At 73.4% G+C, this 26,843-nt stretch carries 22 protein-coding genes; 6 read left to right on the forward strand and 16 right to left on the reverse strand.

The window, feature by feature from the left end; genetic code table 11:
* Nucleotides 1–19: 19 nt before the first annotated feature.
* The 6 genes from MicB006_RS22070 to tsaB form a co-directional block, all read right to left on the reverse strand.
* A complete protein-coding gene (locus MicB006_RS22070) occupies nucleotides 20–1,780 on the reverse strand; it encodes an ABC transporter ATP-binding protein (RefSeq protein WP_116508630.1) in 1,761 nt (586 codons plus the stop codon).
* Nucleotides 1,777–3,483 carry an ABC transporter ATP-binding protein gene (locus MicB006_RS22075; protein ID WP_116508632.1) on the reverse strand — a complete coding sequence of 569 codons (1,707 nt, stop codon included), beginning with the start codon at nucleotides 3,481–3,483 and terminating at the stop codon, nucleotides 1,777–1,779. The genes MicB006_RS22070 and MicB006_RS22075 overlap by 4 nt, the downstream gene beginning before the upstream one ends.
* A 70-nt stretch (nucleotides 3,484–3,553) precedes the next feature.
* Entirely contained in the window at nucleotides 3,554–3,808 is a 255-nt protein-coding gene (locus MicB006_RS22080) for a hypothetical protein (RefSeq protein WP_030501549.1), read from the reverse strand.
* Nucleotides 3,809–3,825: 17 nt separating this feature from the next.
* Nucleotides 3,826–4,872 carry a tRNA (adenosine(37)-N6)-threonylcarbamoyltransferase complex transferase subunit TsaD gene (gene tsaD, locus MicB006_RS22085; RefSeq protein WP_073828895.1) on the reverse strand — a complete coding sequence of 349 codons (1,047 nt, stop codon included), beginning with the start codon at nucleotides 4,870–4,872 and terminating at the stop codon, nucleotides 3,826–3,828.
* A 5-nt stretch (nucleotides 4,873–4,877) separates the two neighbouring features.
* Nucleotides 4,878–5,321, reverse strand: coding sequence for a ribosomal protein S18-alanine N-acetyltransferase (gene rimI, locus MicB006_RS22090; protein ID WP_116508634.1), 444 nt, complete (start codon nucleotides 5,319–5,321; stop codon nucleotides 4,878–4,880).
* Complete coding sequence (gene tsaB, locus MicB006_RS22095; protein WP_073828897.1) at nucleotides 5,318–5,995, reverse strand: tRNA (adenosine(37)-N6)-threonylcarbamoyltransferase complex dimerization subunit type 1 TsaB; 678 nt, start codon at nucleotides 5,993–5,995, stop codon at nucleotides 5,318–5,320. The genes rimI and tsaB overlap by 4 nt, the downstream gene beginning before the upstream one ends.
* A gap of 171 nt (nucleotides 5,996–6,166) precedes the next feature.
* On the opposite strand from tsaB, the gene MicB006_RS22100 reads away from it, so the two are divergent.
* A complete protein-coding gene (locus MicB006_RS22100; protein WP_116508636.1) occupies nucleotides 6,167–6,892 on the forward strand; it encodes a helix-turn-helix domain-containing protein in 726 nt (241 codons plus the stop codon).
* Here MicB006_RS22100 and ung read toward each other — a convergent pair.
* A complete protein-coding gene (gene ung / locus MicB006_RS22105; RefSeq protein ID WP_116508638.1) occupies nucleotides 6,881–7,579 on the reverse strand; it encodes a uracil-DNA glycosylase in 699 nt (232 codons plus the stop codon). The genes MicB006_RS22100 and ung overlap by 12 nt on opposite strands.
* A gap of 182 nt (nucleotides 7,580–7,761) precedes the next feature.
* On the opposite strand from ung, the gene MicB006_RS22110 reads away from it, so the two are divergent.
* A complete protein-coding gene (locus tag MicB006_RS22110; protein WP_116508641.1) occupies nucleotides 7,762–9,144 on the forward strand; it encodes a lipase family protein in 1,383 nt (460 codons plus the stop codon).
* Nucleotide 9,145: 1 nt separating this feature from the next.
* Here MicB006_RS22110 and tsaE read toward each other — a convergent pair whose 3' ends face one another.
* From tsaE to MicB006_RS22130, 4 genes are all read right to left on the reverse strand, one after another.
* On the reverse strand, nucleotides 9,146–9,628 hold the full coding sequence (gene tsaE / locus MicB006_RS22115) for a tRNA (adenosine(37)-N6)-threonylcarbamoyltransferase complex ATPase subunit type 1 TsaE (RefSeq protein WP_116508643.1): 483 nt from the start codon (nucleotides 9,626–9,628) through the stop codon (nucleotides 9,146–9,148).
* Complete coding sequence (locus MicB006_RS22120) at nucleotides 9,625–10,710, reverse strand: alpha/beta fold hydrolase (RefSeq protein WP_116508644.1); 1,086 nt, start codon at nucleotides 10,708–10,710, stop codon at nucleotides 9,625–9,627. The genes tsaE and MicB006_RS22120 overlap by 4 nt, the downstream gene beginning before the upstream one ends.
* The gene (gene alr, locus MicB006_RS22125; protein ID WP_116508646.1) at nucleotides 10,707–11,825 is read right to left on the reverse strand and encodes an alanine racemase; all 1,119 of its coding nucleotides are present in this window, start codon (nucleotides 11,823–11,825) and stop codon (nucleotides 10,707–10,709) included. Before alr ends, MicB006_RS22120 begins: the two co-directional genes overlap by 4 nt.
* An 84-nt stretch (nucleotides 11,826–11,909) precedes the next feature.
* Nucleotides 11,910–13,379, reverse strand: a complete 1,470-nt coding sequence (locus MicB006_RS22130; RefSeq protein ID WP_116508648.1) for an NAD(P)H-hydrate dehydratase — start codon at nucleotides 13,377–13,379, stop codon at nucleotides 11,910–11,912.
* 233 nt (nucleotides 13,380–13,612) lie between these two features.
* On the opposite strand from MicB006_RS22130, the gene MicB006_RS22135 reads away from it, so the two are divergent.
* Nucleotides 13,613–13,909 carry a type VII secretion target gene (locus tag MicB006_RS22135; RefSeq protein ID WP_225980450.1) on the forward strand — a complete coding sequence of 99 codons (297 nt, stop codon included), beginning with the start codon at nucleotides 13,613–13,615 and terminating at the stop codon, nucleotides 13,907–13,909.
* On the forward strand, nucleotides 13,906–15,573 hold the full coding sequence (locus MicB006_RS22140; protein WP_225980451.1) for an alpha/beta hydrolase: 1,668 nt from the start codon (nucleotides 13,906–13,908) through the stop codon (nucleotides 15,571–15,573). Before MicB006_RS22135 ends, MicB006_RS22140 begins: the two co-directional genes overlap by 4 nt.
* Nucleotides 15,574–15,649: 76 nt before the next feature.
* On the opposite strand, the gene glmS is transcribed toward MicB006_RS22140, so the two are convergent.
* Nucleotides 15,650–17,563 carry a glutamine--fructose-6-phosphate transaminase (isomerizing) gene (glmS, locus tag MicB006_RS22145; protein WP_116508652.1) on the reverse strand — a complete coding sequence of 638 codons (1,914 nt, stop codon included), beginning with the start codon at nucleotides 17,561–17,563 and terminating at the stop codon, nucleotides 15,650–15,652.
* 272 nt (nucleotides 17,564–17,835) lie between these two features.
* Here glmS and MicB006_RS22150 point away from each other — a divergent pair, with 272 nt between their 5' ends.
* Nucleotides 17,836–18,834 (forward strand): MmpS family transport accessory protein, encoded by a 999-nt coding sequence (locus MicB006_RS22150; protein WP_116508654.1) that lies wholly within the window; start codon nucleotides 17,836–17,838, stop codon nucleotides 18,832–18,834.
* Nucleotides 18,835–18,865: 31 nt separating this feature from the next.
* A complete protein-coding gene (locus MicB006_RS22155) occupies nucleotides 18,866–20,053 on the forward strand; it encodes a pyridoxal phosphate-dependent aminotransferase (RefSeq protein WP_116508656.1) in 1,188 nt (395 codons plus the stop codon).
* A 165-nt stretch (nucleotides 20,054–20,218) separates the two neighbouring features.
* Here the strand turns inward: MicB006_RS22155 and MicB006_RS22160 are convergent, their stop codons facing one another.
* The 4 genes from MicB006_RS22160 to glmM all read right to left on the reverse strand — a co-directional run bounded on the left by MicB006_RS22160 (nucleotide 20,219) and on the right by glmM (nucleotide 26,829).
* Complete coding sequence (locus MicB006_RS22160; protein WP_116508658.1) at nucleotides 20,219–21,733, reverse strand: WD40 repeat domain-containing protein; 1,515 nt, start codon at nucleotides 21,731–21,733, stop codon at nucleotides 20,219–20,221.
* 3 nt (nucleotides 21,734–21,736) lie between these two features.
* Complete coding sequence (locus MicB006_RS22165; protein WP_116508660.1) at nucleotides 21,737–24,598, reverse strand: DUF4407 domain-containing protein; 2,862 nt, start codon at nucleotides 24,596–24,598, stop codon at nucleotides 21,737–21,739.
* Between the two features lie 36 nt (nucleotides 24,599–24,634).
* Complete coding sequence (locus MicB006_RS22170; RefSeq protein ID WP_152037863.1) at nucleotides 24,635–25,204, reverse strand: hypothetical protein; 570 nt, start codon at nucleotides 25,202–25,204, stop codon at nucleotides 24,635–24,637.
* Nucleotides 25,205–25,473: 269 nt separating this feature from the next.
* Entirely contained in the window at nucleotides 25,474–26,829 is a 1,356-nt protein-coding gene (gene glmM / locus MicB006_RS22175) for a phosphoglucosamine mutase (RefSeq protein WP_116508662.1), read from the reverse strand.
* Nucleotides 26,830–26,843: the final 14 nt, after the last annotated feature.

The raw sequence follows: 26,843 nt of genomic DNA on the forward strand, positions 1-26,843 counted from the left end.
CGGGGCCCGTCGCGCGTTCTCAGCCGTGCCAGGACCGCCACAGCGCGGCGTACGAGCCACCAGCCGCTACGAGTTCGTCGTGTGAACCCAGCTCGGTGATCCGCCCGTCGGCGACCACCGCCACGCGGTCCGCGTCGTGCGCGGAGAAGAGCCGGTGCGCGATGGCGATGACGGTACGGCCCTCCAGCACCGCCGCCAGCGACCGCTCCAGGGCCCGGGCCGCCCGCGGGTCGATCAGCGACGTGGCCTCGTCCAGCACCAGCGTGTGCGGGTCGGCGAGCACCAGCCGGGCCAGCGCGAGCTGCTGCGCCTGCGCCGGGGTGAGCGGGTGGCCGCCCGCGCCGACCGGCGTGTCGAGCCCGTCCGGCAGGGCCAGCGCCCAGTCCAGCGCGTCGACGGCGGCGAGCGCGGCGCGTACCCGCGCCGGATCGGCGTCCGGCCGCACCATCGCCACGTTGTCGGCGAGCGTGCCGATGAACACGTGGTGCTCCTGACTGACGAGCGCGACATGGGTACGCAGCTCGGCCAGGGGCATCCCGGCCAGCGGACGGCCGTCCACTGTCACAGTGCCGGCGTTCGGCGCGTGCACGCCGGCCAGCAGCCGGCCCAGCGTCGACTTGCCCGCCCCGGACGGGCCGACCATCGCGAGCCGCTCCCCCGGCCGGGGTTCCAGCGTCACGCCGTGCAGCACGTCGTGTCCCGGGCGGTACGCGTACCGCACGTCGTGCGCGGCGAGCCGGCCCTCGCCGCCCGGAGCGACGGCGCGCTGGTCCGGCGTGGCGGATTCCCTGGCGCGCTCGTCCGGCTCGGCGGCCACCCCGAGCAGCCGGGCCAGCGAGGCGCCGCCGACCTGGAACTCGTCCAGCCAGCCGAGCAGCCGCTCGATCGGGTCGGTGAGCTGCTGGGCGTAGAGCGTGGCGGCGGTGACCTGGCCGAGGCTTACCCAGCCCTTCAGGTGGAACCAGCCGCCGATGAGCAGCGTCGCCACCATCGGCACCAGGTAGCCGAACTCGGCCACCGGCCAGAACACGGTCCGCAGGTGGAGCGTGTAGCGCTCGGCGGCGTACGACCGGCGGATGTCGGCGTCCCCGCGAGCCCGGCGGCGGGCCGCCTGACGCAGCGCCTCGGTGGTCCGCGCCCCGTCGACCGTCTCGCTGATCCCATCGGTGATGTCCGAGTAGGCGGCGTTCTCCCGCAGGTAGCCCTGCGGCGCGCGGCGCAGGTACCAGCGCGTGCCGGCCCACAGCACCGGCACCGACAGCAGGCTGGGCAGCGCCAGCAGCGGGCCGGTCAGCACCAGCGCGCCGAGGATGAGCAGCACGGTCAGCGCCGAGATCAGCGTCTCCGGTCCGGCGAACCGGACGGTACGGGACAGCGCGGCGACGTCCCGCGAGGTGCGTGTGAGCAGGTCGCCGGTGCCGGCCCGCTCCACTGTGGCGAGCGGCAGCGCGAGCACCCGGTCGACGAACTCCTCCCGCAGCTCGGCGAGCACCCGCTCACCGAGCCGGGCCGAGGCCAGGTGCGCGAAGCGGACCAGCACCGCCTGCACCACCACGAACGCGGCGATGGCCGCCACGACCCGGTCCACAGTCGTCGCGGCGATGCCCTGGGAGATGCCCTGCACCAGGTCACCGAGCAGGCGCGGGGCGACGAGCCCGGCGCCCGCGGCGAGCGCGTGCAGGCCGAGCGCGACGGCCAGGCCCCGCGGGTGGCGGCGGATCAGCTCCCGCACGTACCGGCGGACCTGGGCGACGTCGGCGACGGGCAGCGCGTTGCTCATCGCTCCTCCTCCCGGCTCACCGTGGCGGCGTAGCGCGGCTCGCCGGCGAGCAGTTCCTCGTGCCGGCCCTCGGCGACGACCTTGCCGTCCTCCACGAAGACCACGTGGTCGGCGTGGCCGAGCACCAGCGGGCTCGTGGTGCAGACCAGCGTGGTGCGACCGTGGCGGGCCGGGCCGAGCCGTTCGGCGATGCGCGCCTCGGTGTGCGCGTCCACCGCGCTGGTCGGCTCGACCAGGATCAACGTCTCCGGGTCGGCGACGAGCGCGCGGGCCAGCCGCAGCCGTTGCCGCTGCCCGCCGGAGAACTCCCGGCCGCGTTCGGCGACCTCGCCGTCCAGGCCGCCGGGCAGCGCCTCGACGATGTCGGTGGCGCTCGCCGCGGCCAGCGCCGCCTCCACGGCGCCGGGCGCGGCCCGGTCGTGCGGGTCCAGCTCCGTGCGCAGCACGCCGCTGAACAGCTGCGCGTCGTTGTCGGCCACCAGGATCCGCTCCCGCACCGTCGCCAGTGCCACGTCCCGCAGCGGTACGCCGTGCAGCGTGACGTCCCCGTCGGCGTACCGGCCGAGCCGGTCGGCGATCTCGACGGCGTCCTGCGGGGTGGCGGTGGCCAGCGCGGTGAGCCGGCCCGGTCGCAGGACGAGTCCGGAACGCACGTCCGCCAGTTCGCCCGGGCCGGCCGGCACCGGCACCGGGGTGGCCGGGTCGGTGAACTCCGGCGTGAGGCGCAGCAGCCGGACCACCCGGCGAGCCGCGACGTGTCCCCGGGTCAGCTTGTCGGCCGCCTCGGTGAGGTTGCGCAGCGGGCTGACCAGGAACGCGGTGTAGCCGTAGAACGAGACCAGCTCACCGGCGCTGATCTGGCCGCGCAGCGCGAACCGGGCGCCCAGCCAGGTCACCAGCACCACGAAGACACCGGGCAGCAGGATCTGCGCGGCCTGCAGCAGCGACTCGACCCGGGCCACCCGCAGCCCGTCCGCGCGCAGCGCCTGCGACCGTTGCCGGTAGCGCTCGGACAGCACCGGCTCGCCGCCGACGCCGCGCAGCACGCGCAGGCCGGAGACGATGTCAGCGGCCCGGGCGGTGAGCCGGCCGGTCGACTCCCGGTACGCGGCCTGCTGCCGGTGCAGCGGGCGGATCAGCAACGCGACGAGCGCCATCAGCAGCGGCACCCCGACCACCACCACGAGGCCGAGCGGCTGGGAGGCGCTGAGCAGGATCACCGCGACTGTGACGATGCCGACCACCGAGCCGACGCCCCGGGCGGTGATGTCGATGGCGCCGCCGATGTGCTCGATGTCGGCGGTGCCGATGCTCACCACCTCGCCGGCCGCGACGCGCCGGGGCAACGCGGCGCCGAGCCGGTTGGTGGCGTCCACCGTCACCTGCACGGTGCGGTAGGCGGCGCCGAGCCAGTTGTGCACCGCGCAGCGGTGACGCAGGATCCCGGCGACGGCCTGCACCAGACCCAGCCCGAGCAGGGCCAGACTCCAGCGCACCAGCGCGTCCGGGTCGCGTTGCGCCAGGCCGGCTTCCACGGCGCGGCCGAGCACAGCCGGCACCAGCGCCTGGGCCAGCATCCAGATCACGCCGAGCGCGAGACCGGCGCCGAAGATGAAGGGGTGCCGCCCGGCGAGCCACACGAGGTATCGGGTGGCCGACCGCGCGTCGGGGGTGCCGGGGTCGCCGGCCGGTGAGAAGCGCATGACCCACCGACGCTAGGTGCCGGGACGACCTGGACGCCAACCAATTCCGGCCGTCGTGACGACCCTCGCGTCAGCGGTCGACCTGGGCGAAGTCCCAGCTGTGCGGCGGGCGGGCGATCAGGCGCGCCGGCGGCTCGGGCAGCTCCCGGGGGTTGTTCCGCCACTTCGAGATGACCACCAGCCGGTGGTCGGTGGAGGAGAACACCTCGCTGGAGACGTGCATCGGGTCGTGCTCGAACTCGGGCAGCGCGGTCTCGCAGACCCAGGTGATCAGGTCGGCGAAGCCGTACGACTCGGCCTTGGCCTCCCACATCCGGACGATCATGTCGGTTCCCTCCCCGCTCACACACTGACCACTGTCAGCGGCATCGCCGAGTCGGCCGGCAGGTCCAGCCGGCTCGGCGCGACGCCCGCGGCGACCAGGTGCGAGCCGAGCGCGGCCACCATCGCGCCGTTGTCCGTGCAGAGCTTCGGCCGGGGCGTACGCACCCGGATGCCGTGCTTGCCGGCCCGCTGCTCGGCCATCGCCCGCAGCCGCGAGTTGGCGGCCACTCCGCCGCCGATCACCAGCGTGTCGATGCCGCTGGTGCGGCAGGCGTCGATCGCCTTGCCGACCAGCACGTCGCAGACCGCCTCCTGGAAGGACGCGGCCACGTCGGCGACCGGGACCGGCTCACCGGCCCGCTGCCGCGCCTCCACCCAGCGGGCCACCGCCGTCTTCAGGCCCGAGAACGAGAAGTCGTAGCGGTGCCCGGCCAGGTCCTTCGCGGCGGTCAGCCCGCGCGGGAAGGCGATCGCCGCCGGGTCACCGGCACGCGCCTCGCGGTCGATGTACGGTCCGCCGGGGAACGGCAGCCCGAGCAGCCGCGCCACCTTGTCGAACGCCTCCCCGGCCGCGTCGTCGATGGTGGCGCCGAGCGGTACGACGTCGCGGGCCAGGTCGTCGACGCGCAGCAGCGAGGAGTGGCCGCCGGAGACCAGCAGCGCGATGGCGGGCTCGGGCAGCGGGCCGTGTTCGAGCGTGTCCACCGCCACGTGCGCGGCGAGGTGGTTCACCCCGTACACCGGTTTCTCCGCCGCCACCGCGTACCCCTTGGCGGCGGCGACCCCGACGAGCAGCGCGCCCGCGAGCCCCGGCCCGGCGGTCACCGCGATCGCGTCGATGTCGGCGATGGTGACGCCCGCCTCGCGCAACGCCCGGTCCATGGTCGGCACGATCGCCTCCAGGTGGGCGCGGCTGGCCACCTCGGGCACCACGCCGCCGAACCGGGCGTGCTCCTCGACGCTGGAGGCCAGCGCGTCGGCGAGCAGCGTGTGCCCGCGCACGATGCCCACACCGGTCTCGTCGCAGGAGGTCTCGATGCCGAGGATCAGGGGTTCGTCAGCCATGCTCGTCAGTCCTCGTTGCGCTGCATGACCAGCGCGTCGGTGTTGCTCGGTTGGTAGTAGCCGCGCCGTACGCCGATCGGCTCGAAGCCGTAGCCGGCGTAGAGCCGCTGCGCCGGGGCGTTGTCCGCGGCGACCTCCAGCAGCGTGCTGCGGACGCCGCGCCGGGACGCCTCGGCGAGCAGCGCCTCCAGCAGCAGCCGGCCGACACCCCGGCGCTGGGCGTCGCGGCGGACCGCGACGTTCTGCACCCACGCCTCGTCGGGCGGGTAGACGGCCAGTCCGGCGTAGCCGAGCACGGCGCCGTCGTCGTCGGTGGCGGCCAGGTAGAAGTGGCCGTTGGCGAGTTCGTTCCAGAACATCCCCGCCGACCACTGCTCGGCGCCGAACAGGTCCGCCTCGATGGGCAGCACCTCCTCGACGTGCCACCAGCGGAACCGGCCCAGCCTCATGGCAGGACCGGCTTGTGGCCGGTGGCCGCGACCGCGTCGGGGCGACGCAGGTAGAGCGGGGTGAGCGTCTCGCCGGGCGCGCCCGCGCGGATCCGCGGCGCGGCGAGACGCGCCAGCGCCAGCGGGTCCGGGTAGCGCGGCTCGTCCCGCACCGGCAGGCCGAGCACGTCGGCGTACCGGTGCGCGCCGTCGCCGACCGCGACGGTGACCGCCAGGTCGCGTGCCCGCTGCGCGACGACCGCCGGGGCGGCGACCTCCGGCCCGACCAGACGTTGGCCGGCGCCGTCGTAGACGGCCCAGTAGATTTCCCGCCGCCGCGCGTCGCTCGCCGCCAGCACCGGCTCGCCGGCGGCCGCCGGGTGGCCGAGCCCGTCCAGCGAGCAGACACCGTACGTGGGAACGCCGAGCACCTGCCCCATGGTGGCGGCGGTGACCAGCCCGACCCGCAGCCCGGTGAACGGGCCCGGGCCGAGGCCGGCGACGATCGCGGCCAGGTCGGCGGGCCGCGCGCCGACGTCCGCGAGCACGGCGTCGACCTGCGGCGCGAGCAGCTCGCCGTGGGCGCGGGCGTCGACAGTGCATCGGGACGCACGAACCGCGACGCCGTCCGCCGAGACCTCGGCCAGCGCCGCGGTCACCGCGGGCGTCGAGGAGTCCACCACGAGTACGAGCACGGTAAGCCAGCCTAGCCGTCCGCTCCGCCCACCCCTGGCACGCCCTCGCCGCTCGCCCGGTCACGGTGCGTAGCGTCTCCCCGGAAGAGATGACCTGAGAGCGATATACCTCTCGGTCATAAATATGACTCACAGGTATATCGCGCGACGGTGGGTTGTCATCCTCCGGAGATGACGGAGAGTCGCCTGGTCCAGGAGATCGCCCGCACCCTGCGCCACGAACGGGAACTGGCCGGGCTCACCCAGCAGGCCCTGGCCACGCGGGCCGGGATCAGCCAGGCCGCCGTCGCCCGGATCGAGCGCGGCGACCGGCTGCCCAGCCTGACGACTGCGGAACGTCTGCTCGCCGCGCTGGATCGGCAACTGCGGATCGAGGTCGAGCCGCTGGACAGTCACCTGGACGCGGCGCTTGACGAAATGGCCGGGACCGCGCTGACCGAGCGGATCGATCATCTCCGGCTGGACCCGATCATGGACGCGCTGGGCGACCTGCCGTACGTGCTGGCGGGCGGCACGGCGGCCCTGTTGCAGGGCGCGCCACTGCCGGTGGACGCGGTCGAGATCGCGGTGCGGTGGCGGGACTCCCCGCGGTTCACCGCGTTCCTGGAGCGGGGCCGCGCGCAGCGCTGGGATGCCCGATGGCAGGAGTGGGGCGGGGGCCACCCGGAGCCCGAGGAACCGGGCGAGCACCGCTGGCGGACCCGGTTCGGCGAGCGGCGGGCCCGGATGTGCGACGAACTGCCCGAGCCGATCGAGATCAGGCTCGGCGAGCGCACCTACCCGGTCGAGCCGCTGGTCGAGGTGGAGGTGACCGACCGGCGTACGGCCGAACTGCTGTCCCGGTACCGCCGGCGCCTCGCCGCGGCGGGCGAGGCGCAGGACGGGTCAGCCGGCTGAGCGCTCCCAGTCGATGGTGGGCAGCCCCGCGTCGGCCAGGGCCTTGTTCGCCGCGCTGAACGGGCGGCTGCCGAGGAAGCCGCGCGGGTTCATCGGGCTCGGGTGGCCGGCCTCCAGCACCACGTGCTGCGGGTTGGTCACGAGCGCCGCCTTCTTGCGCGCGTAGCCGCCCCAGAGCAGGAAGACCACGCGCTGGTCGAGCGCGTCGAGCGCCCGGATGGTGGCGTCGGTGAACTCCTCCCAGCCCTTGTTCGCGTGCGAGCCGGGGGTGGCCTGCCGGACGGTCAGCACCGAGTTGAGCAGCAGGCCGCCCTGCGCGGCCCAGCCGTCGAGGTTGCCGCTGCGCGGCTTCGGCACGCCCAGGTCCTCGCTCATCTCCTTGAAGACGTTGCGCAGCGACGGCGGGACCGCCACCCCCTCGCGGACGCTGAAGCTCAGCCCGTGCGCCTGGCCCGCCTTGTGGTACGGGTCCTGCCCGAGGATGAGCACCCTCGTGTCGGCCGGCCCGCACTGCCGGTAGGCGGAGAACAGGTCCTCCAGCGGCGGGAAGACGGTGGCGGTCGCGTACTCCCTGGTGACGAACTCGGCCAGCGCGGCGGTGCGGGCCGGGTCGAGGTGGGGGGTGAGCACGGCACGCCAGGCCTCCGGCAGCAGCGCCGGCAGGTCCAGGGTGGGGGCGTCGGGCATCGGCAACCTCTCCTCGTCGGGTCGCCATCTTCATACCAGCCGCAACCGACACTCCCGTGCTGCGGCAGCGCCGGGCACTGGACGGGAAAAGTTACCGGAGCGTAACCTACTGGCAAGTTACTTACGCCACACCACCACTGCTAGCTTGCATCCACCACCATCGATGCTCGCTAGGAGTGCCCGTGAGCAGGAGAAACACCCGTCCCCGCACGCCCTCCACCGCCCTCTCCCCCCGCCGCACGCCAGGCCTCCGGATGCTGGCCGTCGCCGCGGCGGCAGCCGTCTACCTGGCCGGATCCGGCACAGCCGCGTCCGCCGACGGCGCCGCGCCCGTGGTCTCCCGCGGGGTGACCATTCCGGCCTTCTACCAACCGCCCGCCGACCTGCCCACCACCAACGGCACGCTGATCCGCACCGAGCCCCTGCCGCTCGGCCTGAGCATTCCCGGGCTCGACGGCCGCCCGATGCCCGGCACGGCCACGCGGCTCATGTACCGGTCCACCGACTCCAACGGCCGGCCCGTCGCGGTGACCGGCGCCTACATCGAACCGTCGGCGGCGTGGCGGGGCGCCGGCCCGCGCCCGCTGGTCGCCGTCGCCTCGGGGACCATGGGGCAGGGCGACCAGTGCGCACCGTCGTTCTCGCTGCAACATCCGCTGACGCTCACCGGCGACACGGTGTCGGTCGGCTACGAGGCCCTCGCCGTCTACCGCCTCCTCGCCACCGGCGCGGCGGTCGTCGTCACCGACTACGTCGGCCTGGGCGCGACCGACCGGGTGCACACCTACGTCAACCGCCTCGACGGGGGACGCGCCCTGCTGGACGCGGCCCGCGCCGCCCGCGCCGTACCCGGAGCCTCGGTCACTGCGGAGTCCCGCGTCGGCCTGTACGGATACAGCCAGGGTGGGGGCGCCAGCGCCGCCGCCGCCGAACTCCAGTCCACCTACGCGCCCGACGTGCCGGTCGCCGGAACCTACGTCGGCGCGCCGCCCGCCGACCTGACCGCGGTCATCGGCGGCATCGACGGCAGCGCGCTGGTGGGGGCGCTCGGGTGGTCGCTGAACGGCTTCGCCCAGTCCGACCCGGCCCTGCGGGACGTCATCGAGGCCGCCCTCAACGACACCGGCCGGGCCGCGCTGAAGGACACCTCGACCATGTGCGTCGGCGACGCGATCCTCCGGTACGCGTTCACCAAGAGCACCAGGTGGATCACCGGCGGCCGATCCCTCACCGCCGTCATCGCCGCATCGCCCGAGGCCCAGGCCGTCCTCGACCGGCAGCGCATCGGCACGCTCAAGCCCACCGGCCCGGTACGTGTGGCGACCGGCATCCAGGACGACATCGTGCCCCACCGGCAGGCCCGCCAACTGGCTGTCGACTGGTGCCGCAAGGGCGGCAACGTGACCTACCAGGCGATCAGCCTGCCCAACCTCGGGGACAAGATCCTCACCAACCACCTGGTGCCGCTCATCACCGACCAGGGCGACGCGGTGGCCTGGCTGACCGACCGGCTCGCCGGGCGGACGGCCTACTCCAACTGCTGGACGATGCCCCTTCAGCCCTGACTCAGGACAGTTCGGCGACCCGGGCGGCCCAGTCCCCGCCCACCGGCTCCAGCGTGACCGCCCGGGTGTCGTCGTCGCGGCGGTCGATGCGTACCCGCAGGTGCGCGTCGACCAGTTGCTCGACCATTCCCTCGCCCCACTCCACCACAGTGACCGCCTCGTCCACCGAGGCGTCCAGGTCGAGGTCGTCGATCTCCGCCCGCGGGTCGGCGGCCTCACCCAGGCGGTACGCGTCGGCGTGCACGAGCGTCACCCGGCCGTCCCGATCCGGGTCTGGCCGGTGCACCCGGGCGATGACGAAGGTGGGTGAGGTGATGTCGCCGCGTACGCCCAGGCCGGCGCCGATGCCCTGGGTCAGCGCGGTCTTGCCGGCCCCGAGCGGGCCGCTGAGCAGCAGCAGGTCACCGGCGCGCAGCACCCCGGCCAGCCGCCGCCCGAACTCGTGGGTGTCGTCGACGGTCTTCAGCTCCACGATCACCGTCACAGCGACTCCAGGAACCTCTCCAGCGCCGCGTTCACGTCGTCGGCGTGCTCCAGCATCAGCACGTGCCCGCTGTCGTGGATCTTCACGAACTCCGCGTGCGGCAGCCGCCGGACGATCTCCTCGGAGTGCGTCACCGGCGTGATCATGTCCTTGTCCCCCACGATCACCAGCACCGGCGAGCCGGCCAGCGCGGCCAGCGCCGGGAAGCGGGAGTGGGTGGCGATCGTGCGCAGGTAGCGGGTGACCGTGTCGGCCGAGGTGCGCGAGTTCATCATCTCGACGTACGACACCAGGGCCGGGCTCGGCGTCGAGGTGCCGAAGCCGTACTTGCGGGTGAGCAGCCAGGCCACGTTCGAGGTCGACCGGCGCGCCCTGTCGATCACGGTGCCGCCGTACCGGGTGGCGTTGCTCATCATGTAGAGCACCGGCGCGCCGACCCGGCCGAGCAGCGCGGGCGCCACCAGCTTCGTCTCCGCCGCGAGGCCCCCGGAGGTGGCCATCAGCACGGTGCCGACCACGCGGTCACCGAACATCTCCGGGTACAGCTCGGCCAGCGCCATGATCGTCATGCCGCCCATCGAGTGGCCGACGAGCACCAGCGGACCCTCCGGGGCCACCTCGTCGAGCACCCGGCGCAGCGTGTGGCCCAGCGCGGTCAGGTCGTACTCGCCGCTCTCCAGCCGGCCGGACCGGCCGTGCCCCGGCTGGTCGTACGCGACCACCCGGTAGTCGCCGCGCTCGGCGAGCCGCTTGCGCTGGAAGTGGAACGTGCCCATGTCCAGGCAGAACCCGTGCACAAGCACCACAGTCGGGTGCCCGGCCACCGGGCGGGTCGGCTCGACCACCTCCACATGGATGTCGGTGCCGTCCGGCATCTCCAGCCGGTACGCCTCGTCGTAGCGCTGCTCGCCGAACACCTCGTCGGCGTACCGGTCGGTCGGGTCGTTCTTGAGCCGGCGGACCAGCACCCGCTCGCTGACCACGCCCGCCGCGAGCCCGGCGGCGGCCACCCCGACGGCCGCGCCGACCAGGCCGGCGACCTTGCCGGCGGCGGTACGCGGTCGCGGCAACCGGACACTCATGCGCGCTCGCCGTCGTAGACGCGGGGCACGCGCACGCCGCCGAAACGGGTCACGATCTCGTAGTTGATGGTGCCGACGGCCTCGGCCCAGTCGTCGGCGGTGGGCTCGCCGTCCGCCCCGCTGCCGAACAGCGTCGCCACGTCGCCGTCGGCCACCTCATCGTCGCCGCAGTCGACCACGAACTGGTCCATGCAGACCCGCCCGGAGATGTTCCGGCGCTTGCCGGCGAGCTGGACCGGCCCGGTGTTGGAGGCGTGCCGGGGCACCCCGTCGGCGTAGCCGAGCGGCACCACCGCGAGGTTGGCCTCCTGCTCCGTGAGGTAGGTGTGGCCGTAGGAGACGCCGGTGCCGGCCGCCACCCGCTTGGTCAGCATCACCCGGGCGCGGGCGGTCATCGCCGGACGCAGACCGAACTTCTCGCCCGCGACCGGCGACAGGCCGTAGACGGCGATGCCGGGCCGGACCAGGTCGAAATGGGTGTCCGGCCGGGTGAGCGTGGCGGCCGAGTTGGCCAGGTGGCGGTAGCGAGGGCGCAGACCGGCGCGCGTCACCATCTCCAGCCCTTCGTGGAAGACGGCGAGCTGGCGATCGGTGGTGGGGTGGCCGGGCGAGTCCGCGTACACGAAGTGGCTCCACACGCCGACCACCTCGACCAGGCCGTCGGCCTGGGCCTTCGCGGCGGCCTCCAGCAGCGCCGGCCAGTCGGCGACGGTGGCGCCACCACGGGCCAGCCCGGTGTCGATCTTGAGGTGCAGCCGGGCCGGGCGGTCCGCCCGGCGGCTCGCCTCGATCATCTCGTCGAGCTGGGTGAGGCCGGCGCAGCCGAGGTCGACACCGACGGTGATCCCGTCGTGCAGCGGCAGGCCGGGGCTGAGCAGCCAGGCCAGCACCGGCGCGGTGATGCCCTCCTCGCGCAGCCGCAGCGCCTCGTCCAGCGTGCAGACGCCGAGCTGGTCCGCACCGGCGTCGAGCGCCGCGCGGGCCGCCGGCACCATGCCGTGCCCGTACCCGTCGCCCTTGACCACCGCCATCAGCTCGGCGCTGGTGCCGGCCTTGAGCCGGGCCACGTTCTCCCGGATCGCGTCCAGGTCGACGCGCACCTCCGACTGCCACATGCTCCCAGCCTACTTCCGTCAGTGATCATCATGGCCGTGAGCCGCACGGCCGCTGCCCGTCGCCATACCCGGCCGTCGTCCGGATCACCCCAGCCGGGCCAACACCGGACGCAACGCGGTGGCCACGTCGGGCGCGGTCACGGGACCGCCGCGTGCCGCCTCCCGGCCGGCCAGCCCGTGCAGGTACGCCGCGGCGCCGGCCGCCCGCTCCGGGGCCAGCCCCGCGGCGAGCAGCGAGCCGAGCAACCCGGCCAGCACGTCGCCGGTGCCACCGGTGGCCAGCACCGGAGTGCCGGTCGGGTTCACGTACGCGCGGCCGTCGGGCGTGCCGATGACCGTGCGGTCGCCCTTGAGCAGCACCACCGCGTTCATCCAGGCGGCCAGCCGTAGCGCGGCGGCGACCCGGTCCTCCCCCGGCATCTCGCCGCAGAGCCGGGCGTACTCGCGGTCGTGCGGGGTCACCACGATCGGGGCGTCCCGGCCGCGCAGCCGGTCGGCCAGCTTGCCGTCCACGAGCAGCGTCAACGCGTCCGCGTCGAGCACCACCGGCACCGGCGCGGCGAGCACCGCGCGCAGCTCGGCGGCGGAGCCCTCGCCGGTGCCGAGCCCGGAGCCGCAGACCCACGCCTGCACCCGGCCCGCGTCGGCGACCCGGCCGGTGGCGATCACCGACGGGTGCTGGTGCAGCACCTCGCCCTTGGCGCTCCCGGCGTAGCGGACCAGGCCGGTGGGGCCGGCGAGCGCCCCGGCGACAGAGAGGACCGCCGCGCCGGGGTAGGTGGCCGAGCCGGTGGCCACGCCGACCACACCCCGGGTGTACTTCTCCGACGACGCGCCCAGCGCCGGCCACCAGTCGACCACGTCCGTCAGCTCGATCACCTGGAGCGCCGGCGTGCCGCGCAGCCACGGCGTCAGCCCGATGTCGACCAGCTCGACCTCTCCGGCCAGCTCGGCGGCCGGCCCGACGGCCAGCGCCGGCTTGAGCGCGCCGAAGGCCACTGTCACGTCGGCGCGGACCGCGCGGGGCCGCCCGGCGTCGGTCAGCGGGACGTGGCCGGTGTCGACCTCGACACCGCTGGGCACGTCGACCGCGACCACGGTGGCGCGCCTGCCGTCCCTGCCGAGGTGCCCGGTCAGGCTCGCGGCGAGCTGCTCGGCCGTGTCCCGCAACCCGCCCGTGCCGCCGATGCCCACGATGCCGTCGACCACCAGGTCGGCTCCGGCGGGTGGCCGGTCGACGACGCGCCCGCCGGCGGCACGCAGAGCGGCCAGACCCTCCGCGTGCGCCCGACCGGGGCTCAGCAGCAGCGCGGCCACCGCCGCGCCCCGGCGGGCCAGGTGCGCGCCCGCGAAGAGCGCGTCGCCTCCGTTGTCGCCGGAGCCGACAAGCAGCAGCACCCGGGCGCCGTAGACCCCGCCCCGGTCACCGAGCAGCAACGCGCAGCGGCGGGCCAGCCCTGCCGCGGCCCGGTGCATCAACGCCCCGGGCGGGAGGGTGGCCATCAGGCCCGCTTCCGCCGCGCGAACGTCCGCGACGCGCCATACCGGTCTCATGCCACCCCGTCCCGTTCGTCGCGCCGGCGCGGCCGGCTTCAGCTTCCGCCCGCGGCTGTCCCGATCACGGCCTCACCCTACCGGCGGTACGAGCCCGGGACCGGCTGGCGGAAGCGCCCTGTGGAAAACCCCGGCCGTTGTCCACAGGGGTCCGCGGTGGGACCGCCGGGCGGCCTAGCGTCCCGGTGTCCGGGGCCGGTGGGTGGCGTCGGGCGACGTGGGGAGGTCACGTGGTGGAGAAACCGTTCGACGTCGACCCGGAGCTGCTGCGCGCGGTCGCGCGGGAGTTGGCCGACGACGCGTACCGGCTGGCCCGGGGCCCGGGGGCGGCGGCGGAGTCGCTGCTGGTGGCGGCGGACGGCTGGCGGGCCGGGGCGGCGCTGGCCGACCTGGAGTCGGCGGTGCGGCGCTGGTCCGGCACGCTCGGCGCCCGGGTGGCCGACACCGCCGGGGCGTTGCGCCGCGGGGCGGACGGCTACGAGGCGGTGGACGAGCGCGCCGCGCGCCGCCTCAGCGGGGTGCTCCGGTGAGCGGCGGCGCTGCCGGGCGGTCCGCGCCAGGCTCCGCAGGCCCCGCCGGGCGGTCCGGCGGCCTTGCGGACGTCCCGGTCGGTTACGCGCAGCTCTGGCGGGCCGATCCGGGCGCCTGGTCCACAGCCGGGGTGGCCTGGCGAGGGCTCGCCGGGCCGGTGCGCCGTCGCGCCGACGCGCTGACCGCGCGGATCGGCGCACTCCGGCCCGGCTGGTCGGGCGCGGCCTCGGCCGCGGCACAGCGGCGGATCGGGGACCTGCGCACCGACCTCACCGACGTGCTGCCCGCCCTGTTCGAGGCCGACCAGGTGCTGGCCGAGTTCGGCGCCCGGCTGGGCGCGGCGAAGGCCCGGCTCGGCGCCGAGGTGGCCCGCGCCGAGTCCGGCGGCCTGCTCGTGGACCGCTCCGGCGCGGTGCGGCCCGATCCGGCCCGGCCCGTGTCCCAGGCCGGTCCGGCGGTGGTCGACGCGCGGGCCGGGATCCGGGGCGCGCTGACGCTCGTCGGCGCCGCCGACCGGGAGGCGGTTCGCCGCCTGGCGGAGCTGACCACCGCGACGGTGACCGGCTGGGTCAGCGTCCCGCCCGCGTGGCGGCCGGGCCCCGGCGCCGGGCCGGCCGAGGTGAGCCGCTGGTGGGCCGGGCTGAGCGCGGCCGAGCGGCGCTGGCTGGTCGGGCGGGAACCGGATCGGATCGGCCGCCTCGACGGCGTGCCGGCCGCCGCCCGGGACCAGGCCAACCGGCTGTTGCTCGGCGACCGGCGGACGGAACTGCTCGCGCGCCGCCACGCGTTGCTGCACCCGCTGCCGGCCGGACCGCTGGAGGTGTCCCGGCGCATCCGGCTGGCCGGCGTCGAGGCGGCGCTGCGCGGGCTGGACCGGCTCAGCGAGCGGCTCGCCGCGCCGGGGCTGCCGCGGGCGTACCTGCTGGGGCTGGACCCGGGCGGCGACGGGCGCGCGGTGGAGGCGCTCGGCAACCCGGACCGGTCCGCCGCGGTGCTGACCTACGTCCCGGGCATGACCTCGGACCTCGCCGACGCGCCGGACGAGCTGGGGCGGGCCGCCCGGGTGCTGCGGCGGTGCGCGGCGCTGGGGCCGGGCGAGGAGGCGGCGGCGGTGCTCTGGCTGGACTACGACGCGCCCGACTTCCTCACCGAGGTGGCCGGCGCCAGGCAGGCCGAGGACGCCGGGCCGGCCCTGCACCGCTTCCAGGAAGGGCTGCGCGCCGCGCACGAGGGTTCGCCGGCCCGGCAGACGGTGCTCGGGCACAGCTACGGCTCACTGGTGGTCGGCGCCGCCGCCCGGGACCACGGGCTGAGCGCGGACGCGCTGGTCTTCGTCGGCTCGCCCGGCGTCGGCGTCGGCCACGCCACCGAGCTGCGGATGCCCGCCGGTGAGGTCTGGTCGTCGACCGCGCCGGACGACGTGATCCGGCTGGCGCGTCCGCCGGACGAACTGGCCCGCCGCGCCCTGCTCGCCGGTACGCCGCTCGGCCCGGCGCTCGCCGTGCTCGACCCGCACGGCGAGCGGCTCTGGTTCGGCGCCGATCCGAGCGCGCCGGGTTTCGGCGGGCGGCGGTTCCCGAGCGCCCCGCACGGCCACACCGGCTACTGGGACCCGGACAACCCGGCGCTGGACGGCATGGCCCGGATCGTGCTGGGCCGATGACCCGCCCGAGGCGGGCCGGAGACGGCGCGGTCCCTCCGCCCGGGCTACGGGCGGAGGGACCGTGGACGAAAGCGGACTACTCGACCGTCACCGACTTGGCCAGGTTCCGGGGCTGGTCGACGTCGTGCCCCCGGGCGGCGGCGATCTCGGCGGCCAGCACCTGCAACGGCACAGTGGTCACCAGCGGCGCCAGCAGCGTCGGCGTACGCGGCACGTAGATCAGGTGATCGGCGTAGCGGACCACCGCCTGGTCGCCCTCCTCCGCGATCACGATGGTGCGGGCGCCCCGGGCGCGTACCTCCTGGATGTTGGAGACGACCTTGTCGTGCAGCATGCCCCGGCCGACCGGGGACGGCACGATGCAGATCACCGGGGTGCCCTGGTCGATCAGCGAGATCGGGCCGTGCTTCAGCTCACCGGCGGCGAAGCCCTCGGCGTGCATGTACGCCAGCTCCTTGAGCTTCAGCGCGCCCTCCAGCGCCACCGGGTAGCCCACGTGCCGGCCGATGAACAGCACCGTCGGCTCGGACTTCAACTCGCGGCCCAGCTCGCGGACCGGCTCGATCCGTTCCAGCAGCTCCCGCAGCTTGCCCGGCATCTCCTGGAGCTGGGCGACGACCGCGCCCACCTCGTCGGCGAACTTGATGCCGCGCACCTGGGCCAGGTGCAGGCCGATCAGGTAGCAGGCGACGACCTGGGTGAGGAACGCCTTGGTGGAGGCGACGGCGATCTCCGGGCCGCCGTGGGTGTAGAGCACGGCGTCGGACTCGCGCGGGATGGTGGAGCCGTTGGTGTTGCAGATCGCCAGCACGCGGGCCTTCTGCTCCTTGGCGTGCCGCAGCGCCATCAGCGTGTCCATCGTCTCGCCGGACTGCGAGATCACCACGATCAGCGTGGACCGGTCCAGCACCGGGTCGCGGTAGCGGAACTCGCTGGCCAGCTCCACCTCGCAGGGGATGCGGGTCCAGTGCTCGATGGCGTACTTGGCGACCAGGCCGGCGTGGTAGGAGGTGCCGCAGGCGACGATGAAGATCTTGTCGACGTCGCGCAGGTCCTGCTCGCTGAGGCGGACCTCGTCGAGGGCGATCTCGCCGGTCTCGGTGAGCCGGCCCAGCAGCGTGTCGGCGATGGCCTGCGGCTGCTCCTCGATCTCCTTGAGCATGAACCAGTCGTAGCCGCCCTTCTCGGCAGCCGACGAGTCCCAGTCGATGTGGAAGTCCGTGCCGCTGGCCGGCTGACCGTGGAAGTCGGTGATGTCGATGCTGTCCGGCGTGATCAGGACGATCTGGTCCTGCCCCAGCTCGACCGCGTCCCGGGTGTGCTCGATGAACGCGGCGACGTCGCTGGCCAGGTAGTTCTCGCCGTCGCCCCGGCCGACGACCAGCGGCGAGTTGCGCCGGGCGCCGACCACCGCGCCGGGGATGCCGGCGTCGACGGCGAGCAGCGTGAACGCGCCCTCCAGGCGACCGCAGACCACGCGCATGGCGGCGGCGAGGAGCTGCGGGCTGTCGGTCTCGCCGGCCGAGCGCAGGTCGGCCAGCGCGCGGGCGATCAGGTGCGCGGCGCACTCGGTGTCGGTGTCGCTGGCGAACTCGACGCCCTCGTCCTCCAGCTCGGCGCGGAGCTTCGCGAAGTTCTCGATGATGCCGTTGTGGATCACGGCCACCCGGCCGTCCGGGGAGAGGTGCGGGTGGGCGTTGCGGTCGGTCGGGCCGCCGTGCGTGGCCCACCGGGTGTGGCCGATGCCGGTGGTGCCGTCGCCAATGCCGATCGGGCTGGCCGCGCAGTCCTCGGGGTTGTCCGCCGCCCGCTCGGAGAGGACCTTCTCCAGATTCGCGAGCTTGCCGGCCTTCTTCTCGGTCAGCAGCTCGTCCTCGCAGACCACGGCGACACCGGCCGAGTCGTAGCCGCGGTATTCGAGCCGCCGCAGTCCGTCAAGCACGATGCCGAGCGCCGGGCGCGCACCGGCGTAACCCACGATTCCACACATGGTCCGCAGCCTAACCGAGTTTCGCTCATCGCGCGTGCTCGGAAGGCCGGTTAACGATCACTGAACTTGAGCGAACCGAACGCCGGGGCTGCAATGTCGGACAACACACGAGCCGGGCTCATCTGCCGCGTGCGTACCGGTTCGGGACGCGGCACGCCCGGACGGACCGGGTCCACGCGGCTGGCCGCCACGGCCTACATTGGGGCCGGGCTCCGCCCCCCGGGCCCATCGTTCCGCGGGCGTCCGCGCCGTACCCCCTGTGAGCTGAGCCGATGTCCGAGACGACCCCCGCCCCCGAGCCGGCCCCCGGACCGGTCGACCCGACCGCCGCGCCGGTGACCCCCCAGCCGTCCACCTGGACGCCGCCGGACCCGTTGGCCGCCCCACAGCCGTGGACGCCACCCGAGCCCTGGTCGCCGTCGTCGTCGGCCCCCTTGAGCGCCCCCGGCGCCGAGGGCGGTCACCCCGACCCGGCGGGCGGCGCCGAGGGGCGACCCGCGGGCGACCCGGGCCGGGCCGCTCCGGCCGACACGCCGGGCGCCGGCGATCAGGGACAGCCCGGGGCGCCGGGCGGGTGGCCGTCCCAGCCCGTGGGCCCGGGCACACCGCAGTGGCCAGGCCAGCCGGGAGCACCGGGCTGGTCGGCGCTGCCGGGCAACCCCGGCTCGTCGCCACCGCCGGGCGCCTACCCGCCCGGCGCTTACCCGCCCGGGCCGTACCCGCCCACCGCCTACCCGCCCGGGCCCTACCCGCCGCCGTACGCGTACCCGGGGATGCCGCCCCGCCGCAGCGGCGGCGGCTGGGTGGTCGGTGTGGTGGTCGGCATCGTCACCGTCCTGGCGCTGATCGTCTGCAGTTGCGTCGGGCTGGCCTTCCTCGGCAGCACCATGGACGACGGGACGGCAGCCGGCGAACGGTACGAGGAACCGATCTACGGCGAACCCGGCGACTGGACCGACGAGCCGACCGCGCCCCCGGCAAAGCCGGCGACCACCCCGTCCGGCGGGCCCGGCAAGTTCACCGTCCTGTACGAGGTGACCGCCTCCAACGGCGAGGCGGAGGTGCAGTTCTACGACGCGGACGCGAACTTCCACCAGCCCGGCGCCGTGGACACCCCCTGGCGGCTGAGCTTCACGGCGAACGACCGCGAGCGGGTGCAGATCATCGCCAGCCCGGTCGAGTCCGGCGACGTGACCTGCCGGATCACCGTCAACGGCAAGGTCGTCTCCAAGGACTCGGGCGAGTACGGCGCCACCTGCTTCGGCTGGTGAGTGCGCCGCGGCGGGCCGTAGGCTCGCAGCCGTGACGACGACCGATCCCCTGGTGGCCCGGATGCGGCCGTTCGGCACCACCGTCTTCGCCGAGATGTCCGCGTTGGCCGTGCGTACCGGCGCGGTCAACCTCGGGCAGGGCTTCCCGGACACCGACGGCCCGCCGGAGATGCTCGCCGCCGCGGCCGAGGCGCTGCGGACCGGCCACAACCAGTACCCGCCCGGTCCGGGGATCCCCGCGCTGCGCGCCGCCGTCGCCGCGCACCAGCGCCGATTCTGGGGCCTGGAGTACGACCCGGACGGCGAGATCGTGGTGACCGCCGGAGCGACCGAGGCGATCGCGGCGAGCATCCTCGCGCTGTGCGAGCCGGGTGACGAGGTGATCTGTTTCGAGCCGTACTACGACTCGTACGCCGCCTCGATCGCGCTGGCCGGAGCGGTGCGGCGCCCGGTGACGCTGCAACCCGGCCCGGACGGCCGGTACGCGTTCGACCCGGACGAGCTGCGCGCCGCGTTCGGGCCGCGTACCCGGCTGGTGCTGCTGAACTCGCCGCACAACCCGACCGGCAAGGTCTTCACCGCCGACGAGCTGACGACGGTCGCCGAGCTGTGCCGGGAACACGACGTGTACGCGGTCACCGACGAGGTGTACGAGCACCTGGTCTTCACCGACGCCGCCGCGTCGCACGTGCCGCTGGCCACGCTGCCGGGCATGCGGGAGCGGACGCTGCGCATCTCGTCGGCCGGCAAGACGTTCTCCTGCACCGGCTGGAAGGTCGGCTGGGTGAGCGGCCCGGCGCCGCTGGTGGCCGCCGTGCTGCGGGTGAAGCAGTTCCTGACGTTCGTCAACGCAGGGCCGCTGCAACCCGCGGTGGCGGTGGCGCTCGGGCTGCCGGACGCCTACTTCACCGGGTTCCGGGACGACCTGCAACGCCGGCGGGACCAGCTCGTCGCCGGGCTCGCCGACGCCGGGTTCGGCGTGCTCGCGCCGGAGGGCACCTACTTCGTCACCGCCGACGTCACGCCGCTCGGCGGCCGGGACGGGGTGGAGTTCTGCCGGGCGCTGCCGGAGCGCTGCGGTGTGGTGGCGGTGCCCACGCAGGTGTTCTACGACGACGTGGAGGCCGGCCGCCGGCTGGTCCGGTTCGCGTTCTGCAAGCGGCCGGAGGTGCTGGCCGAGGCGGTGACCCGGCTACGCGCGCCAACAGCACAGAGCTGACTGGCCGTCACGGCCTCTGCCTCGCTCAGCCGCCCGCTGCCTTACGAACGCGAGGCGTACGCATTGCGCGCCACCGCTGCGCGGCGCCGCATTTGTGACGCTGAGCTGCAGCAATCGTTGTGGCGGCGCGAGTCCAGAGCTGCGACGCCGCTGATCAACCGCGGGTTAGCCGAGCAGGTGCATGATTGCTGCTCCCACTCCGCCCACGCCGAGCCCAGCGAGGACCATCGCCGGCAGGGCGCACCCGTCCCCCCTGAACTGCGCACCGGCGGGCGGCGTGCCGGCGGTGATCTCACGCCGCTCCGGGCCGGCTTGCAGGCGCGGCGGGGCGGAAACGACGGCTGCCGGTCGCGGTGCTGCGCCTCCGTGGACGACCAACTGCTCCCGCTCGTCGCTCAGCACGACCCCGAGCGCATCCACGCAGATGGCGTGCACCCGCTGCCAGTCGAGCTCGGTCAGGGCCCCGCTGTCCCGATGCCCCGGCAGCAGCACACCCTCGACCAGCGTCGCCGGGCGACCGAATCCGTCTCGAAAAGGGTGCTGTCCGATGGCATCATCGTTGTGGCTGCCGGTCACCATGAGCCGGCCGTCGGGCGAACAGGCGACCACGTCGAGCCAACCAGAGTCGCCGACAAGCGTGCCGACGGACCGCCGGGTGGAGGTGTTCACCTCAACCATCCGGCCGTGCTCGCTGGTCACCACCATGTGGGCGGTGCCTGGCACCGCCGCACCGGCTCGAAGCGGGCCCACCTCGCGGAGCAGCACGTCGTGATTTCGAGACCACTGCCGCAGCGTCCCGTCCAGGCTTACCGAGGCGATCACGTCCGGTCTGGGCCACGCGCAGCCGGTCACCCAGTCCTCGTGCCCGGTGAGGGCGGCAATCTCGCGACCGTCGTCGAGGTCCCACACCCGGACCGTCCGGTCCCGACCAGCGGTGGCCAGCAAGTGGCCCGTTGGTGCCAGGGAGCACGCGGTGACCCGGTCCCGGTGGCCCCGCAGTTCCCCGACCTGCTGGCCGCTGCGCAGCCGGATCACCCGCACACTGTGGTCGGCGGCAGCCACGAAGAGCACCCGCCCGGATCGGTTGATCTCGACGGGACCGGTCAGCACTGTCGGCACCCGGGCCTCGGCGACGCGCCTCCCCGATGTCACGTCGACAGTGATGACGGTGCCGTCGGCGGCGGCGGTGACCAGATTCCGGCTGTCCGGCGTGAACCGACAGCCCACTACCCAGGAGCGATGCCCCTCGAACGTCTGCAGCACACGCCCCGAGCGGGAGTTCCAGATTCGCACGGTGTGGTCCCAACTTGCGGTAGCCACCAGGGCCCCGTTAGGGGACACCGCGACGTCGCTGACCCGGGCGACGTGGCCGCCGAGGCTAGTGATCCGTCGTCGGGCGGGCAGATCCCAAAGATGGGCTTTGCCGTCACTGCCTGCCCGGACTCTCCGGAACAGCACGGTCAGTCGGCCGTAGGGCTGGCGACGGAAGTCGCGGACGTGCACGGCCCCATCGGTCCCTCCGCTCGCGGTCTGCACTAGGGAGCGCAACAACTGCACCGGTTCAGGACCCAAGTCAAGCTCGGGCAGGAGAACCGGCCGGTTACCGCCCCGGCCGACAGGGCTGAGGAGAAACGGCCAGATGGCATCGTTCGGCCATTGGGAGACCGCCGTCGTACGCATCGTTCACTCCCCCACCGTCGTATTGCGCAAGCCCCGACCCGGGAACTCATGGTCAAAGCCGGCCAGTCGGCGAGTGAAACACTCAAGCACCCGCAGCTTTGCCCGCAGCGACCAGTCAGCCCGTCGGCGTAGCGCCTGTGCGCTCTCCACGATCTCCGCGTCCCGGGAGATGTCGCGGCGTAGCATCACCAACCGTTCCTCAAGGACTCCCGAGGCCAACCAGCCCGCGTTCGGATCGGTGGCTGCCTGGTGCTGCCAGCCGACCGAGGCGACGCCAACATTGAACTGGACCGTCAAACCACGGAACATCTGCTTCGCGCCGGTCAGGAGCGCCATCGCCCGGTAGCGGAGCCGGCGGCGACGGGCAATGCGAAGCCGGCGGCGCAGCGTCGTGTGCCCCATCTGGTCCAGGATCTGGAGCAGCCGGTCTGGCAGCAGGCCGGCGAACGGCACGTCGACGTTGACTGGGGTGCCCTGACGTACTTTTTCCATCAGCGGGTAGCCGGCAGCCGCATGCTCCTGGACCGCGCCTACCCCCACCACCGAGACCGGGATCACCCGTAGGCCCCGGTGGCTGCCACCCCCGCTGGCGGAAAGTAGGTGGCGGCCGGCCAACCGGCGCATTGCGGGGTAGCGCTCCAGCGCGACGACCAGCCGGTCCCGGCTCCACGCCCAGCCGCCCGGATCGGTCGTGCCCTCCAAGCAGTCCCACTTGGTCACCACCACCTGGACCGGGCAGCGCGCGCCCTCAACCCATTGGACGCAGGTATTCAGCAGCCGGGAGAAGTCGACCCGCTGTTCTTCGTCGACCTCCGCTTCCCGCAGCCGCACCCCGTCGACCATCAGCAGGACGGCGTCCGCTGCGCCGACCTGGTTGGCCAACTCCTTCCGGACGGTCGGATCGACGTCCAAGCCGCTCTCGATCAACTCTCCGGCGTAGTCAAGGTATCGCAGCCGCAGCACCGGCAGCTCTTCTTGATCCACGCGCACCAGGCAGTCGAACTCATACTCCTGGACGGCTGTCGTGCCGGTGTGCTCCGGCCAGTTGAAGCCTGCCGCACGGACTGCTGTTGCCTGGGCTGCGAGCAGATCCCGCTGCTCGGCGTCCGGACAGACGATCCGGTACCCCCGGCCGGGCTGACGTTCGTCGTCCTCCAATTCGGCGAACATAACCGCCATCAGCGCCGTCTTGCCCACGCCGACACCGCCGAGGGTGACCACGTTCATCCGCGGCAAGAGCCAGGACGACCGGCGCAGCGGACCGTCGGTCCCGGCTAGCGGATCGTGGCCGATCAGAGGATCGACGGAAGGGCCGCCGTCTTCGTACGGCTGGTCCAGAGGTGGATCTGCATGGTCTGCATGCTCCGCGGCATAGGAGTAAATCGATTCGGTCATCGGTTGCCCTCGATCCGAGTCGCCGAGCTCGCTAGCCGGGTGGGGTAGATCGACAGTGGCGCGCGCCCAATGCCGTTCCAACTCGTCAACAATCGAGTCATAGGTCGCAGCCCGCTCCGCCGCTGACCTGGCGCGCTCGACGTCGAGGCTCTCTCGCTGGTCTTCGGCCCAGCGGTGCGCTCGCGTAGTCTCCTCCAGCGCCAGTACCGAGTACTGCATCTCGCCGAGATTGAGGCTGCGCTGCGCCAGCCGGTCGTAGGTGGTGGCGCCGGAGTTGAATTTGACCAGGGCGGGCGCTAGGTCCACCAGGACGAACAGCGCGCGGACCACCCAGATGCCGATGGCGAGGGCGGCATGTTCGGTGGCCAGCCGATTGAGTGCCTCGATGCGTTCCAGCAGACCGGGGTCGTCGCGGAACACACGTTGCTGCGCCAGCCGCACCTGCTCGTCGATGTGCTGCTGCCGTTGTTTGAGCCACTCATCACTGGCCTCACGGATCTTCCCGGTCAATGTCTGCAACTCGCCTGTGAGCTGCGTGACGCCGGAGGTGAGCTGGCTTAGCTGATTGTTCCTGGCGTATTCGACCGCGTCCTTGGTAAGCCGCTTGCACACTGGCCCATCCCCGTACTGTCCGGTATGCCCGCGGCCAGGTTTGCCGAGGCACTCGTCCTGAGACTTTTCGACCAGTGCGTTGTGCTTGTTCTGGAGCGGGGTCAGCATGGTCTGGAGGTCGGCGAGCGCCTGCTGCTTTGAGACGTACTCGTTCTGGAGCGCCCGGATCCTCTCCGGCGTCGGCACGGTGTAGTCGTCGCAATCACCCCGCAGGCTCGACGCGGGCGCCGCGGACGCGGACGGCGACGCGGACGGCGACCCGGACGGCGACCCGGACGCGGCTGGCAGAGCCGGTACGTCGAGCGGACTGCACCGCTCCCACCTCGCCCGGGTTTGATTGACCTCCTGCTGACGCAACTCCGTCGCCTTGTCATCGACGGCACTGTGGAATACCACGAGGACCAGCGGCTCAGCGATCACCACGCCGAACACAAAGGCCATGCTCATCCGGACCAGGACAGTCCCGAACTTTCGGGAACCGCCGGCGGCCAGCGGAGTGGCAACCAGCCAGCGGTCGAAGTTCAGGATGAGCAGGAACCACAACGCGGCCGCAGGTAGCACCCCGACCGCCCTCGCATCCGGGAACGCGATGAACAAAGCCACCGACATGGACCCAAAAGCCATCAGCGCGGTGCACAGTACAGCACCGCCCATCCCGGTGTAGCGCGCCCGCTCCTGCGGCACCCAGGCCAACAGCTTCTCGTCAACCCCGCTGAAGCGGCGCAACAGACGACCGGTGCCCCAGCGAGGGGGCATCGGCGCGGGCTCAGGGCGGCCTGCGATGTCGGCCAGAGACGCACGCTCGTCAGCTTCCGCCGGGTCATCGGGGGCGCGGCTCGGCCTATCGTTTGAGACCATCGTCCATCCTCTACGGAGAGGGCTGAGAAAGGCGTCCTACACGACCGTCACGTGGACCGACACGAGCCGGATCTGCATGCCGGGAACTTCCGGAGGACTGGCATGGCACTGTGCAATCAACCGTTGGTGGATCCGGAAGTAGGCCTCATCAAGGCGGTCGAGGCTGGTGCCGGTGACCAGCCAGCGCAATCGCGGGCTCTGGTTGATAAAGGCGTCCAGGTCAGGGAAGAGGTTGGTGAGCCGAACCCGGGCCACAGTGGCGGCGTCGACCACCCGGGCTCGAAAGCCGACCCGCAACAGGCACTGATTCGCCCCGGGCGGTGGCCGCAGCGGCACCTCGACGAACAACGTCCTGGGACGCATGTCGACCAGCGCAACGCTGCCAGCGTGCACCACGGTGACCGCCTCCGGCGCGCCGGTCGGCTCCACAAGGTGCCGGCCGGCAACCTCGAAGACCCGTACCGTACCCGGTCGGCGGGCTGGTAGTTCGACCTCGACGCGGCGCCGCACCCCGTACCAGGATCTGGCGGCGGGACGCAGGTGGCGTTCTACGAGGACGGGAAAGGGCAACGGCCGTCCGCCCGCCTCCACAGCGGTAGCGATCACGTCGCCGAGCGTAGGGACGGCGCTTGCCGGCCGACAACCTTCCACTGTCGACGGTTGTCCGGTCAAACGGTCGCGTCAGTCAACGCTTGGAACGCGGTCGATGGCCGAACGCCCATCGTCGTAGACCGTTGCGGCGAGCTGTGCAGCCGTTCGCCAGTCGGGAGATCGGACGAAATCCGGTCGGAGTGACCTACCGCCACCGGCGTACCGCGACGGCGTCGAGCGCGGCAGGCTGGAGCTTGCGCACCCTGATCAGCAGTAGGAAGGGGTCAGGTGACCGGGCTGGCGGTGCGTACCTGCTCGGCGATGCGCTCGGCGACCTCGCGCGCGGTGTCCTCGGTGGCCGCCTCGACCATGACCCGCACCAGCGGCTCGGTGCCGGAGGGGCGCAGCAGCACCCGGCCGGTCTCGCCCAGCTCGACCTCGGCGCGCTCGACCTCGGCCCGGACGGCGGGCGCGGCGGCGCCGACGGTACGGTCGCCGACCGGCACGTTGATCAGCACCTGGGGCAGCTTGGTGACCACGGCGGCCAGCTCGGCCAGCGAGGTGCCGGTGGCGGCCATCCGCGCCATCAGGTGCAGGCCGGTCAGGACGCCGTCGCCGGTGGTGGCGTACGCGGGCAGCACGATGTGCCCGCTCTGCTCGCCGCCGAGCGCCAGGCCGGAGGCGCGCAGCTCCTCCAGCACGTACCGGTCGCCGACCTTGGTCTCGACCAGCCGGATGCCGTGCTCGGACATGGCCAGCCGGAGACCGAGGTTGCTCATCACGGTCGCGACCAGGGTGTCCTGGGTCAGCTCGCCGGCGTCCCGCATGGCCAGCGCGAGGATCGCCATGACCTGGTCGCCGTCGACCTCGTCGCCGTCGGCGGTGACCGCGACGCAGCGGTCGGCGTCGCCGTCGTGGGCGATGCCGAGGTGCGCGCCGTGCTCGACCACTGCGGCGCGCAGCGCGTCGATGTGGTTGGAGCCGCACTCGTCGTTGATGTTGAGCCCGTCCGGCTCGGCGTGGATGGCGATCACCTCGGCGCCGGCCTCCCGGTAGGCGACCGGGGCGACGTCGGCCGCCGCGCCGTTGGCGCAGTCGACGACGACCTTGATCCCGTCGAGGCGGTGCGGCACGGTGCCGACCAGGTGCTGCACGTAGTGGTCGGCGCCGTCGAGCAGGTCGTTGACCCGGCCCACGCCGGCGCCGATCGGGCGCTTCCAGGCGGTGGTGGCGTTGGCCTTCACCGCCTCCTCGATCCGCATCTCGATCTCGTCGGGCAGCTTGTGCCCACCGGCGGCGAAGAGCTTGATGCCGTTGTCCGGCATCGGGTTGTGCGAGGCGGAGAGCATCACGCCCAGGTCGGCCTTGATCTCGGCGGTGAGGAACGCCACCGCCGGGGTGGGCAGCACGCCGACCCGTACCACGTTGGCGCCGGCGCTGGTGAGCCCGGCGACCACCGCCGCCTCCAGCATCTCGCCGCTGGCCCGGGTGTCCCGGCCGACCACCGCGAGCGGCGGATGGCTCTTGTCGGTCTCGGCCAGCGTGTGGGCCGCGGCCACCGCGACCGCCAACGCCAACTCCGGGGTGAGATCCGCGTTCGCCCGCCCGCGTACGCCGTCCGTGCCGAACAACCGGCCCATACCCGCCAACCTCC

The organism is Micromonospora sp. B006 (assembly GCF_003408515.1).
GTDB lineage: Bacteria > Actinomycetota > Actinomycetes > Mycobacteriales > Micromonosporaceae > Micromonospora > Micromonospora echinospora_A.